This is a genomic window from Methylorubrum sp. Q1 (assembly GCF_004683995.1).
GTDB lineage: Bacteria > Pseudomonadota > Alphaproteobacteria > Rhizobiales > Beijerinckiaceae > Methylobacterium.
This window is the reverse complement of sequence record NZ_SRHQ01000016.1, coordinates 124609-137765: the sequence shown is the minus strand read 5'-3', so window position 1 is coordinate 137765 and position 13157 is coordinate 124609. Positions and strand designations below refer to the sequence as shown.

Sequence of the window (13157 nt, the reverse complement as noted above, 5' to 3'; positions counted from 1 at the left end):
GCGGTGGGCGACGACGACGCAGATGCCGCCGCGCTGCCGCACGCCGAGGATCGCCTGCGTCAGGGCGTTCTCGCCCTCGGCATCGAGATTGGCGTTGGGCTCGTCGAGCACCACGAGGAAGGGCTCGCGGTAGAGAGCCCGCGCCAACCCGACCCGTTGGCGCTGCCCGGCCGAGAGGCCCGTGCCGCCCTCGCCGATGCGGGTGTCGTAGCCCTCCGGCAGCCGCAGGATCAGATCGTGCACGCCGGCGGCCTTGGCCGCCGCGATGATCGCCTCGGCCGGCGCCTGCGGCTCGAAGCGGGCGATGTTCTCGGCCACGCTGCCGGCGAAGAGTTCGACCTCCTGCGGCAGGAAGCCGATATGCGGGCCGAGGTCGCCGCTCGTCCATTGATCGAGCGCGGCGCCATCGAAGCGGATCTTTCCGCGGATCGGCGGCCAGACGCCGACAAGGGCGCGCACAAGGGAAGACTTGCCGGAGGCCGAGGGGCCGATGATGCCGAGCCCCTGCCCCGCTCTGAGGCCGAAGCTGACATCCTGCACCACGAGGCGCGGGGTGCCGGGCGGGGCGATGCTGGCGGCCTCGACGGTGATGGTCTCAGCCGGCGCCGGCAGGGCGTGCGGACGCTCGCCCTGCGGCATCCGGGCCAGCAACTCCGACAGCCGATGCCAGCTTTGCCGCGCGGCCACAAAACCCTTCCAGTTGGCGATGGTGAGCTCCGCAGGCGCGAGCGCGCGGGAGACGAGGATCGAGCTCGCGATGATGACACCGGCGCTGGCCTCGTTGTGGATGACGAGCCAGGCGCCGAGCGCGAGCACGCCCGATTGCAGGGCCATGCGGAACACCTTGGAGCCGGCGCCAAAGCCGCTGCCGGCATCCGACACGGCTTGATGCGCCTCCATGTATTCGCGGTTGGCCAGAGCCCAGCGGGCAGCGAGGCGCTCCTGCATGCCCATGGCGGCCAGCACCTCGGCATTGCGGCGGCCGGCTTCGGCGAGACCGTTGCGGCGCATGCCGTGGCCGGTCGCGGCCCGCGTCGGGCCCTTGCTCGCGCGGTCGGTCAGGAAGGTCAGGGCGGCGAGAATACCCATGCCGACGAGGGCGGCGACGCCGATCAGCGGGTGAAACAGGAAGCAGATCAGCAGGTAGACCGGCATCCAGGGCAAATCGAAGAAGGCGGAAGGACCGGAACCGGAGAGGAAGGCGCGGATCTGGTCGAGGTCGCGCAGCGGCAGAAGGCCGTCGCCCTGGTTCGCCCCTTTGAGCGGCGCGCGCACGACGAGATCGAACACGCGCCCGCTCAGGGCCTCGTCGAGCGCGGCGCCGATGCGGGCGAGGATCCGGCCGCGGAGGGCCTCGAGCACGCCCTGGAACGCATAGAGCACGAGGGCGAGGGCCGCGAGGCCGATCAGGGTCGGCACGGATCGGCTCGGGATCACCCGGTCGTAGACTTCGAGCATGAAGAACGAGCCGGTGAGATAGAGGATGTTCACCAGCCCGCTCATCACGGCCACGCCGATGAAGGCCGTCTTGCATCGCGCCAAGGCGGCGGCGATCTCGTTCTTGTCGCGCCCAACGTTCATCATCGTAGCCCCCTTTGCCCGCGGTCCGGATTCGCCGCCATTCCGACCGCCACGCGACCCGTGCTGAGTGAGCGTGTTGATAATTAAAAATGCGACCAAATTTCAGCATAGGTGCTCTCATCAGAACGGATTACACCTTTGTAACTATGGGTATGTTGAATATATTCTTAAGTTTTATCCTCGTTACCAAAGCATCGATCGGACGCGCTTCCGTATCAATATTCAGAACTATGAAGAAAAGTTCAGCTCAATATTTGCTGTACTCGAAAGCGAAATCGAGACGCGCAACTCGTCACCGACCGGATATCCGGCAAGGTGCCGCGGAACGAAAAAGCCGCCGGCCCAATGGACCGGCGGCTTTTCGCTTCTCGATACGCTGAACCCTGAACGGAGGGGGCAGCCTGCTATTGCGGTGGTGCCGCGGGTGCCTCCGGCGCCGGCTCGGGCGTTGCCGGAGCCCGCGGCACGGCTGCCATCTCGGCGGTCGTCCGTGCCAGTTCCGGGTAGCTCTCGATGACGTGCGCACCCGCCAGCGGCTTGCTTTGGCCGTTGTGGCACGTGGCGCAGTTCAGCTTGGGTGCGTCTCCGGTCGGACCGAGGCGGTTGGCCGGGAAGGTCCCCGTCAGCGGCTCGATGTAATCGCCGTTCAGGTCGCGCACCATCCGGATCGCGTGCCAAGCCAGCGTACGCTGCGGCGTGCTCTGCGACCAGTTCGAGACCGCCCGGGTGTTGTGGCAGTAGGTGCAGTTGACGCCGAGCGACGACGACATGTGCATCATCAGGCCGTAGGTCCGCTCGGCGGCCTGGATCGGCTTGCCCTTGCTTTCCGGCAGCGCCGTCGTCGCGTTGACGCGGATGAGGTTCTCGTCGACGTCCTTCTTGCCGAAGAACTCACTCAGCGTGTCGTAGGGCAGCGAGGCGAGGCCGACGGAGGGCGAGGCCATGTTCTGCCCGTTGTTGCGGGCGATGAAGCCGGTCTTGTAGTTCGGCCCCGGATTCTGGAACCAGATCTGCGCCGGCACGGGCTTCCCGCGGTGGCAGGTGTAGCAGTTCACCCCCGCCTCGCCGACATGCTTCTCCTTCCAGGTGGTGTTGATGTGCTGCACCATCTGGATCATCCGCCGGGCGACCTGCTTCTGATAGAGGCTGTCGTCGGCCATGTTCTCGGTGTTGTGGCAGTAGGTGCAGCCCTGCTCCGGGCTGACCCATTCCGTCATCGAGACCATCAGGCGGTTGAATTCCTCGACGCTGAGATCTTTGAGAATCTTCACGTTCTCGTAGACCGCGCCGGCCTTCTCGGTACCGGCCTCGACCGGCTCGGCCGGGGCCGGCGGGATGTTGGCGGCCTTCAGTGCCGCCGCGCCGGACTTGGTCTGGATCTGATCCATACCGGTGCCGCGGAAACCGTGCTGCTGGGCGAGGATCGGCGGCTTGGTCCAGCCCGCCGTGCCGAACTGGGCGATGGTGAGGAACAGGGCGACGACCGCGCCCGCGACGACGAGCAGAGTCTTCATGGCGCCCCCCCTGGCGTCGCGAGCGGGTCGGTGATCGGTCCGTAGATCTGCGGGTAGGACGGCGCGACGCCGTGCTTGACCGCCCAGAGGTACCAATTGTCGACCACGGTGCCGGTGAGCAGAATGCCGATGCCGCCTGTGATCGTCGTCAGCACCGCGAACCACCACGCCCAGCGGTGAATCGATTCCATGGTGGCGTTGAAGCCCATGGTCCAGCGCCAGAACAGGGCGGCGCGCTCGGTGGCGGTGCCGCGATCGACGATCTGGTCGATCTCACGCTCGGCGCCGTAGCGGCTGGTGGCCAGGATCGTCGCCCCATGCATCGCGAACAGCAGCGTCGACCCATAGAGGAAGACAATCGAGAGCATGTGGAACGGGTTGTAGAACAGGTTGCCGTAGCGCAGCGAGAACGCGGCGGTCCAATCGAGATGCGGGAAGATGCCGAACGGCACCGCCTCGCTCCACGAACCCATCAGAATCGGGCGGATGAAGCCCAGCACGAGGTAGAGCCAGATCGCGGCGGCAAACGCCCAGGGCGTGTGCGATCCGAGCCCGAGCGCCCGGGCGCGGCGATACATCCGCACCCACCACAGCAGGATCGACGCGGTGAGGAAAAAGCCCGCGATCAGCCACCAGCCGCCCTCGTTGAGCGGCGGCAGCACCTTGAGCCCGTATTTGGGCAGCGGCGGCTCGAGCGCCAGCCAGGGGAGCTGGCGGACGAACTGGATCGGGTCCCAGTTCACGCTGGCCCACATGTTAAGACCGATGATCTCGAAGGCGATCAGGCCGCAGGCGAAGGACAGCGCGCCGAGATAGCCGCCATAGATCGGCCCGACCTGGCTGTTGCCGATCAGCCCGAACAGGTAGCTGTTGAACGGCTTGCCGATGCGGGCGTCGGACGAGATCGGGATGCCGTGTTCCGGCTCGACCGGGCGGACCTGCACCTGCGTGAAGATGTTCTGATAATAGGCCACGGCGTCTCCCTCCCTGGACCTGCGGTCGTACGAGGCTCACGCCGTCGGCGGAGACCTCCGAGCCCCGAAGATCGAACCTGCGCTTCAGGCCGGCCGGCGCGGATGCCGGGCGGCGATCCGGTTCACCGCCACACGGGCAGGTTGAGCCACCAGCCCCACCATTCCGGCCACCCTTGCGTCCAGAAGGGCCCCGAGATGACGATGCAGACCGCGCTCCAGAATCCGGCCGAGAGCGCGAGGAAAAGGCCGAGCCGGTGGATGCCCAGCGTGCCGATCGAGTAGCCGATCGTGTCGCGGAAGTAGGTGTCCTCGTGCTCGGGCGTCTTCACAGTCTCGCCCTTGGCCGGATTGGTCGAGGACAGGATCAGCGAGCCGTGCAGCGCCAGCGCGAAGGTCGTCGTGAAGAAGAACGTCACGGCGAGCATGTGCGCGGGATTGTAGTGGAAGTGCAGATACTGGTAGCCGGTGTTCGACACCCAATCGAGATGGGAGAGGATGCCGTAGGGGAAGCCGTAGCCCCATGCGCCCATCAGGAACGGGCGGATCACCACCAGCGAGACGTAGGCGAAGATCGCCACCGAGAAGGCGAACGGCACGTGGTAGCCGATGCCGAGCTTGCGGCAGATCTCGACCTCGCGCAGCGCCCAGGACGAGAACGCCCCCACCGCGCAGAAGGTAATGATCTGCCACAGGCCCCCTTCCTTCAGGGGTGCCAGCGCCAGCCCGTACTTCAAGTCGGGGGGCGCGATGTTGATCTGCCAGATGTTCCAGGTCGGGCCGATGGCCGCGCCGTAGAGGATCAGTGCGGTGCCGAGCACCGAGAAGAAGATCGTCGTGACGCCGAAGAAGCCGACATAGAACGGCCCCACCCAGAAGTCGAACAGGTCTCCGCCCAGCAGAGTGCCGCCGCGGACCCGGTATTTGCGCTCGAAGCTCAGCATCGCCATGGCGGAAATCCCCGCGGTGAGGACGAAGGGTGCCGGGGCAGGCCCGAAAGAGCCTGCCCGCAGCAGAACCAGCGGTCAGGCCGGTCAGGTCGGCATCGTCGGGAGGACGAGGCTGTGGGCGGCGGCCGCCTTCGCGTCCTTCGGGCCTTCCAGCCAGTTGAACCGGTCGGTGCTGAGCAGGATGAAATGGATCAGCAGCGCCAGGACGAACAGGAAGGTGAAGAGCGCGACGAGGGTGCGCCGGGGATCGAACAGAAGCCAGATCTTGTGCATCGCGCGTCTCCTCAGCCGATCATCGACGCAAGGCCGTGGGCGGCGTTGGTCACGCCGTCGAGCAGGGCGTAGCCCTTCGGCCCGGGAAGCCAGGGCCGCCACAGCCAGACGAGAATGTGGGCGACCACGGCGATTGCCGTGAAGATGATGAAGCTCGTCAGGAAGATCGCGTGAAATTCCTTGGCTTCGGGTTCCGTCAGCCCGGACAGGCTGCTCGGTCTTTCTGTGATACCGTTCGCCATCGATCGAACCTCCGCTGGTTATGCCGCGCGTTGACAGGCGTGGCGGGTGTCGCCGTGACTCGATGACATCACGGCGCAGGGATCCCCCGTGTCACCACACGGAAGTACTGAGGCGCTGGCGCATCGTCGCGAAAGGCGGTTGCCGGTTCGCGAAGCGACGCGCCGGGTCCCTAGCCCATGAAGGCAAACGGGATCGCCGAGACGGCCATGGCCTTGGCCTCGCCGAAGACGGAACGGCGCTTCGGCGTCAGACCGCGCTGAGGCGCGGTGCCCGGCCGGAAACGCTGCATCAGGGCGGCGGCGAGGAAGAAGGGGTAGGTTGCGGCGAGGATGATCCGGAACTGGACCGCCTCGCTGTGCAGCCGCGACGACGCGGGCATCGATCGTTGCATGACCACTCCCATGGCTTGGTGCTCCGCATTCTGTCCGGCTCCGCGAAGGGCCGGAGGGTGAAGGGGATGGAGGAGAGCCGTGCTCATGCGGCGCTCCCCAAGACGAGATCGCTCTGCGCCCGCTCGACATGGTCGGCGGCGACGCGCTCGGCGGCGACCCGGCGCGCGGCCCGCTCGGCAGCATCACGCAGGCGTTTGGCGGCGGAGATCCGCGTGAGAACGGGATGGGCCTCGACCAGCGCGTCGAGCCGGGCGCGGGCCGCTTCATCCCAGGGCAGCTCGCGGTGCGTCCGGGCGGGCGTCGCTTCGACCGCATCCATGTCGCGCGCGAGCGGCAGGATGTGGAAGAGCATGTCGAACAGGGCGTTGCAGACTTCCTGCACGAGGTAGGTCGCGCCGGCATAGCCCATGAACGGCGTACCGGTGTGCCGCCGGATGATGGCGCCGGGGAACGAGGCGGGCACGTAGATCGCCCGCCCGCCCACCTCGGCGAGATACATCCGCTCGTTGAAGGAGCCGAACAGGACGAGGGGCGGGTTGGTCTTGATCGCCTCGCGCACCGCCGTGTTGTCGGGCTTCGTGCCCGCGCTGCGGCTGATGGCGAAGTGGCAGGGCAAGCCCATTTCCTCTTCGAGGAAGTGGCGCACGCCGCGGGCGTAGGTCTCCGTCGCGACAATGCCGAAGCTCGCCGTGCCGAAGAAGTCCTGCGTCACCGAGCGCCACAGGTCCCAGACCGGCTTGATCGTGGTGTGGCGCTCGCGCTCGATGAAGGGTTCGGGGTCGATCCCGAGAATCTCGCCGAGCGTGCGCAGGAACTTGGTGGTCGAGAGCACCCCGATCGGCGCCTGGAGATAGGGGCGCTCCAGGCTCTCGCAGAGCAGGCGGCCGAACTCGCGGTAGAGGCAGATATTGGCATCCGCGTTGACGAGCTTGGGCACGTCGGCGAGGTGCGAGCCGAGCGGGAAGGTGAGGTTCACCTCGGCGCCGATCCCTTCCACGAGGCGGCGGATCTCGGCGAGGTCCGAGGCCATGTTGAAGGTGCCGTAGGCCGGGCCGATGATGTTGACCCGCGGCTTCTCCCCGGCCTTGCGCTCGGGCCGGGCCGGGATCCCCTTCTTGGCGAAGCGCCGGGCGCCGTATTCCTGCCAGAGCCAGCTCATCGCCCGGTCGGCGGATTGCCACTGGTCCTCGTCGATGGTGCGCGGCAGGAAGCGCTGGAGCCCGGTGCCCTCCGGGGTGACGCCGCCGCCGATCATCTCGGCGATCGAGCCCGTCACCACGACGCTGGGCTGGCCGGGATCGAGCGTGGCGTGCGCCCGCTTCATCGCGCCCTCGGTGCCGTGGCGGCCGAGTTCTTCTTCCGCCAAGCCGGTGACGACGATCGGCAGCTCGTGCGGCGGCAGGGCGTCGGTGTAATGCAGCACCGAGGTCACCGGCAGATTCTCGCAGCCCACGGGGCCGTCGATGACCACCTGCAGGCCCTTGATCGCCGTGAAGACGTAGACCGCCCCCCAATAGCCGCCGGCGCGGTCGTGATCGATGACCAGCATCAGACCATCTCCCCGATCGGCTTCAGGGGAGCCGCCGCCTTCGGCGCCGTCTTGAGCACCGGCACCTCCTGCCAGATGCCGGCGGCGTGGCCGGTGCCGACACCCTCGAAGAAGGCGCGCATGGCGTCGAAGCGCGGCCGGTTGGCCAGGGCGGCGTTGACGACCTTCGCCAGCGAGCCGGCTCCTGCGGCACCCATCAGCGGGCGCGCCGAGATCAGGTTGGTGAAGTAGAGCGCCGGCGTGCCGGCCTCCTTCGCCTTCTGCACCACCGGCGTCGTGCCGATGGCGAGATCCGGCCGGAACGCTTCGAGCGCGGCGAGGTCGTCCTCCAGCGAGGCGCGGTAGCGGACGCTGACGCCGCGCTCTTCCAGCCAGACCCGGTCCGGCTCGGACCAGGGCGTGCGCGGGCAGGCGGTGCCGACATAGGGCACTTCGGCGCCGCTCTCGACGAGGAGGCGGGCCACCAGGAGTTCCGAGCCCTCGTAACCCGAGAGCGTGATGCGCCCGCGGATCGGCGCCGCAGCCAGCGCCCCCCGGATCGCCGGCAGAAGCCGGTTCTGCGCCGCCGCGATTGTGTCCCGCGGGACGTCGCAGGCATTGCCGATGGCCTCCAGCCAGTCGGCGGTGCCGTCATGGCCGACGGGGGCGGAGCCGACCACCGGCCGACCCGCCGCCTCGAACTCGCGCACGCTTGCGGTGTAGAACGGGTGGATCGCCGCCACCGCCGCCGCGTCGAGGGCGCCGTAGAGTTCGCGCCATTCGCGCGTCGGCACGACGGGGCCGGCGCTGAGGCCCAGCGGCTCGAGGAGCGCGCCGATCACCACGGGATCGGCCGGGAACATCTCGCCCAGAAGCGCGACGGACGGACGCTCCGAGCGGCCCCCACGCGGCGCCTGGACCGGGCCGTTCTCGGCCTCGCTGCGGGCGAATTTGAGCATGGCGCCGGCCAGCACGTCCTTGGCCTCGGCATGGGTCGGCACGCCGAAGCCCGGCACGTCGATGCCGATGACGCGCACGCCGTCGATCTGCTTCGGCAGCAGCCGCAGCGGCACGCCCGATGCGGTCGGGACGCAGAGGTTGATGACGACGATCGCATCGTAGTCTTGCGGATTGGCCGAGGCGTAGACCGCCTCGCGGATGTCCTCGAACAGCTTGCCGGTGACGAGCGTCTCGGAGTTGAACGGCACGTAGCCGACGCTGCGGCGCGCGCCGTAGAAATGCGAGGTGAAGGTCAGCCCGTAGACGCAGCAGGCCGAGCCCGACAGGATCGTCATCGTGCGCCGCATGCGCAGACCAACGCGCAGGGAGCCGAAGGCGGGGCACATGCTCTGCGGTTGATCGTGCGGACCGGCCGGATAGTCCTTGCGGTACTGCTCCAGCGTTTCGGACAGGCCGGCCGATTCGGCGGCGGCGCGCATCGCGTCCTTGCCGGCATGGCAGCCGAGCCCATCGCCCTGTGTCGCGGCGAGATCGATGCCCTCGGGGCGGCGGGCGCGGAGCGCGGTGATATCGAGGCTGACCGCCATGGCTCAGACCTCGTCGTAGACGACTTCGAGGGACGGTTTGGTGAGGCTGGTTCGCCCGCACATGTCCTCGATGGTGGCCGGCTCCAGCACCACGTTTCGTCCGGTGGCTTCGCTGGAGAACAGGCCGAGCAGCGCGTCCTGGCTCAGCGGCGTCGGCTGGTGCGGTGCGGCTTCCGCCACGTTCTGAGAGAGGTCGGCGAAGAGCGAGCCCCAGCGCCCGTCGGGCTTGCCGATGATCTCGTAATTCGCGCTCTTGCGGCGGATGTCGTCGTCGGCCGGGATCGAGGCCAGCACCGGGATGCCCGCGGCGGCCGCGAAGGCCTGCGCCTCGCCCGTGCCGTCGTCCTTGTTGATGACGAGGCCGCCGACGCCGACATTGCCGCCCATCTTGCGGAAGTATTCGACCGCCGAGCAGACGTTGTTGGCGACGTAGAGCGATTGCAGATCGTTGGAACCGACGACGATGACCTTCTGGCACATGTCCCGGGCGATCGGCAGGCCGAAGCCGCCGCAGACCACGTCGCCGAGAAAGTCGAGCAGGACGTAGTCGAAGCCCCATTCATGGAAGCCGAGTTTTTCCAGAAGCTCGAAGCCGTGGATGATTCCGCGCCCGCCGCAGCCGCGGCCGACCTCAGGCCCGCCGAGTTCCATCGCGTAGACACCGTCGCGCTTGAAGCAGACATCGCCGATGGCGACCGCCTCACCCGCGAGCTTCTTCTTCGTCGAGGTCTCGATGATCGTCGGGCAAGCGCGCCCGCCGAACAGGAGCGAGGTCGTGTCGCTCTTCGGATCACAGCCGATCAGCAGGACCTTCTTGCCCTGCTGGGCCATCATGTAGCTGAGATTGGCCAGGGTGAACGACTTGCCGATGCCGCCCTTGCCGTAGATCGCGATGATCTGCGTCTCGCGCTTGACCTCGCCGGTCGCGACCGGATCGGGCTCGATGGCGGCTTCGGCCCGCAGCGTCGTCGCAGCGTCCAGCGCCGCCTTGTTGAGCTGTAGGTTCATGAGCAGGCCCTCCAATCGAGGATCATCTTCAGGCAGGCCGGATCGGCGAAAGCGGTGCGGTAGGCCTCCCCCGCTTCCGTGGCGGGCACCCGGTGGGTGATGAGTCCGTCGAGCGACAGGCTTCCGGCCTCGATCAGGGCCCGGACCGCCGCGAGATCGCCCGGCCGCCACTCCGCCGAGACCCGGATGCGGGCCTCGCGCAGGAAGGCGGGTGGAAAGGCGAAGGCGAGCGGTGCCTCGTAGAAGCCGGCCAGCACGATCTCGCCGCCGGGAGCGAGGCGGCCGATCAGCGTGTCGAGCAGGCTCGAATCGCCACTGACATCGGTGATGGTGGAATAGTCGCGCGCCGGATCTTCGTCGGGCGCGAGCACGGAATAACCGAAGGTGCCCTCGGCCCGCAGCGTCTCGCGTTCCCACACCACGGGCTCGCCGCCGGCCAGCACCGTCAGCCGCGCGAGCAGACGACCGAGCACGCCGTGGCCGACGATCAGGTTCTGCTTGCCGGGCACGATGCCGGACAGGGCGTGGTAGGCGGTCGCGACCAGGGCGATAAGGCAGGCTCGGTCGCCGAGCGCGGCATCGACCGGGACGAGGCGGGAAGCCGGAGCGATCAGGTGCGAGGCCGCGCCGCCGAACAGGCCGTTGACCTCGCCGAAGCAGCGGGCGCCGGGTACGAACACGGTTTGCCCGACGCGCAGGCCACTGCCGGCCTCGGTCTCGACCACCGTGCCGACCGACTCGTAGCCGGGCACCAGCGGGTACCCCATGCCGGGAAAGGGCGGCATCCGCCCGGACCAGAGCAGGCGCTCGGTTCCCGTGCTGATGCCGCTCCAAGAGACGGCAACGGTCGCATCGCCCTTCGTTGCCGGGGTGAGCGCGAGGCGGTTGAGCGCCAAGTGCTCCGGTCGTTCAAGGACGACGGCCAACGCTTCCATCTCCCTGCCCCCCGTTGCTGGTTGCGACTCTGCGAAGGGCCGAACCGCTTGATGTCATCCTAGATGGACGTGAACTTGCGTCAAGTAAACTTTACACTTTTAGCGCCGCTTTGCGGTGATCAATCGCGCCAGCAGCGGGCGCCGCGTGGTCCGCTCGCGGATTTCACCGAAGCCGACCTGTGCCAGCATGGCCGATAGTTCCTCGGCCGTGCGGGGCCGGCCGCTGCCCATGGCCAGGAGGTAGAAGCCGAAATACGCATCTCCCACCGGCTCCGCGCCGGGCGTGCCGGCCATCGGCTCGGCGATCGCCAATAGGCCGCCCGGCGGCAGCGCCGCGTAGGCCGCGCACAGGAGCGACAGGGCTACCGCATCGTCGTGATCGTGGACGACCCGCACCAGGGTGATCGCGTCGGCGCCCGGCGGCAGGGAGGCGCCGAGAAAGCTCCGGCCGAGGCAGGCGACGCGGTTCCCGAGGCCCTCGGCGGCGAGTCGGGCGCCCGCCCGTTCCGCGACCGGCGGGAGATCGAGCAGGCGCAGGGTCAGCCCCGGATGGCGGCGGGCGGCCTGGGCGAGGAACACACCCTCCCCGCCCCCGACATCCATCAGGCACGCACGATCGGCGAGCGGCAGGGCATCGAGCACGTCGTCGGCGATCAGCGCCTGCGAGGCCGCCATCAAGCCGCTATAGGCCGCAACCGAATCCGGCCCGAGCTGCGCCGACGCGCCGGCTTCGGCATAGGGCCAGTAGCCCCCGAGCCGCGTCGGCCCCGCTCCCCCGCGCAACAGAGCGACGGGATCGGCCAGATCGGCGTAGAGCATCGCGTGGTGCTCGATCATCGCCGCGACCGAGGGATTGCCGATCAGCGCCGCGCCGAGATCGGCCAGGGCGAAGCGCCCGTCCGGCAGCCGCGTGATCAGGTCGAGCGAGGCGGCGGCCTTGAGCAGGGTCAGGGCGCGATCCGCGGGCAGATCGAGACGCCGGGCGAGAGCATCGGGCGCGAGCGGGCCGTCCCGCAGCAGCGTGAACAGGTCGAGCCGGACGCAGGCGAACAGCACCTGCGCGTAGACGAAGCCGGCGCACAGATCGAACAACGCCCTCGTGTTACGCTGCGCGATCCTGCGGGTGAGTGGAAACCCCGCCGCCCAGCGCTGGAAGCCAGGGCTGGCGACCGTGCGGTTACGGAAGGCGAGCCAGCGCTCGCGCCAGCCGCCGCGCCTCTCCGGCGCGGGTCCGGCCTCGGTCATCGCGGCGGGCAAGGCCGGGCCTCACGCCATCGCGCGTAAGGAAGCGGGCATGAACAGCCGGGTCTGCGCTTCGATCTCGATGCGCATGGCGTCCTGCCCGCGGCAGGGGGGAATCACGTCGATCGCCTCCTGCGTGAGGTGCTTCAGGCGCTCCAGGGCACCGCCCATCCCGAGCAGGGCCGCCGCGTTCGGGCGCCCGAGGGTGGCGTCACGGCCGGCGGGCTTGCCGATCTCCTCCTGGCGGCAGGCGACGTCGCGCAGATCGTCGGCGACCTGATAAGCCGCCCCGAGGCATTCGCCGAGCAAGCGCCAGGGGAGCGGCGGCGCTCCCGCGGCGGCGGCACCGGCCACCGTGGCCGCGGCGAACAGCGCACCGGTCTTGGCCTGCTGGTACTCGACCAGATCCACGTAAGGTTCGGATTCCCAGGCCTGCCCCGCGACGATGCCGGAGGGCGAGCCGGCGGCGCGGGCGATCAGCCCGACGAGACAGGCGAGGCGCGTCGGCGAGCGGATCACGCCCCGCGCCAGCGTCTCGAAGGCGGCGACGATCAGCGCGTCGCCCGTGAGCACCGCGAGCGGCACGCCGAAGGCCGCATGAACCGAGGGCTTCTGGCGCCGCATCGGCGCGTCGTCGAAGCAGGGCAGGTCGTCGTGGACGAGCGAGGCGCAGTGCAGGAGTTCGATCGCCGCGGCGGCCGCCTCGGAGGCGGCGGGGTCGTCGTCGCCGCAGGCGAGCGCGACGGCGAGGCAGAGCCGCGGGCGGATGCGGTGGCCGCCGGGAAAGACCGCATAGCGGATCGCCTCCGCCAGCAGCGGCGGCGCACCCGGCGCCTCCGCATGCGAAACCGCAATGTCGAGCACCGTCTCGATCCGCCGGCCGACGTCCATGCCGTCCTCCCGTTGTCAGGCTGACTTGCCTTGCGTTTATGTCAACTATACTTGACACTGTTACGGGTCCGGATCAACGGCG

General features: G+C 68.6%; 13 protein-coding genes. All 13 read right to left on the bottom strand.

Annotated elements, in window-relative coordinates; translation table 11 throughout:
* Nucleotides 1-1584 (bottom strand): type I secretion system permease/ATPase (locus E4V01_RS16450; RefSeq protein WP_135299083.1); only part of this gene is annotated, 1584 nt, incomplete at its 3' end.
* Nucleotides 1585-1985: 401 nt separating this feature from the next.
* Entirely contained in the window at nucleotides 1986-3095 is a 1110-nt protein-coding gene (gene pufC / locus E4V01_RS16445) for a photosynthetic reaction center cytochrome PufC (RefSeq protein WP_135299082.1), read from the bottom strand.
* Nucleotides 3092-4069 (bottom strand): photosynthetic reaction center subunit M, encoded by a 978-nt coding sequence (gene pufM / locus E4V01_RS16440; protein WP_060770167.1) that lies wholly within the window; start codon nucleotides 4067-4069, stop codon nucleotides 3092-3094. Before pufM ends, pufC begins: the two co-directional genes overlap by 4 nt.
* Before the next feature lie 122 nt (nucleotides 4070-4191).
* The gene (gene pufL / locus E4V01_RS16435; protein WP_060770166.1) at nucleotides 4192-5016 is read right to left on the bottom strand and encodes a photosynthetic reaction center subunit L; all 825 of its coding nucleotides are present in this window, start codon (nucleotides 5014-5016) and stop codon (nucleotides 4192-4194) included.
* A gap of 84 nt (nucleotides 5017-5100) precedes the next feature.
* Nucleotides 5101-5289 carry a light-harvesting antenna LH1, alpha subunit gene (gene pufA, locus E4V01_RS16430; RefSeq protein ID WP_056193358.1) on the bottom strand — a complete coding sequence of 63 codons (189 nt, stop codon included), beginning with the start codon at nucleotides 5287-5289 and terminating at the stop codon, nucleotides 5101-5103.
* A gap of 11 nt (nucleotides 5290-5300) precedes the next feature.
* Nucleotides 5301-5531: a light-harvesting antenna LH1, beta subunit gene (gene pufB / locus E4V01_RS16425; RefSeq protein WP_060770165.1), complete on the bottom strand. Its 231-nt coding sequence runs from the start codon at nucleotides 5529-5531 to the stop codon at nucleotides 5301-5303.
* 170 nt (nucleotides 5532-5701) lie between these two features.
* Entirely contained in the window at nucleotides 5702-5935 is a 234-nt protein-coding gene (locus E4V01_RS16420; protein ID WP_060770164.1) for a hypothetical protein, read from the bottom strand.
* Nucleotides 5936-6006: 71 nt separating this feature from the next.
* Complete coding sequence (gene bchZ / locus E4V01_RS16415; RefSeq protein WP_135299081.1) at nucleotides 6007-7473, bottom strand: chlorophyllide a reductase subunit Z; 1467 nt, start codon at nucleotides 7471-7473, stop codon at nucleotides 6007-6009.
* Nucleotides 7473-8999 (bottom strand): chlorophyllide a reductase subunit Y, encoded by a 1527-nt coding sequence (gene bchY / locus E4V01_RS16410; protein WP_135299080.1) that lies wholly within the window; start codon nucleotides 8997-8999, stop codon nucleotides 7473-7475. The genes bchZ and bchY overlap by 1 nt, the downstream gene beginning before the upstream one ends.
* Nucleotides 9000-9002: 3 nt before the next feature.
* Complete coding sequence (locus tag E4V01_RS16405; protein ID WP_135299079.1) at nucleotides 9003-10007, bottom strand: chlorophyllide a reductase iron protein subunit X; 1005 nt, start codon at nucleotides 10005-10007, stop codon at nucleotides 9003-9005.
* Nucleotides 10004-10942 (bottom strand): chlorophyll synthesis pathway protein BchC, encoded by a 939-nt coding sequence (gene bchC / locus E4V01_RS16400; protein WP_135299078.1) that lies wholly within the window; start codon nucleotides 10940-10942, stop codon nucleotides 10004-10006. The genes E4V01_RS16405 and bchC overlap by 4 nt, the downstream gene beginning before the upstream one ends.
* 99 nt (nucleotides 10943-11041) lie before the next feature.
* Nucleotides 11042-12187, bottom strand: coding sequence for a methyltransferase (locus E4V01_RS16395; protein WP_135299093.1), 1146 nt, complete (start codon nucleotides 12185-12187; stop codon nucleotides 11042-11044).
* 21 nt (nucleotides 12188-12208) lie between these two features.
* Nucleotides 12209-13075 (bottom strand): polyprenyl synthetase family protein, encoded by an 867-nt coding sequence (locus E4V01_RS16390; protein WP_135299077.1) that lies wholly within the window; start codon nucleotides 13073-13075, stop codon nucleotides 12209-12211.
* Between the last annotated feature and the right edge of the window lie 82 nt (nucleotides 13076-13157).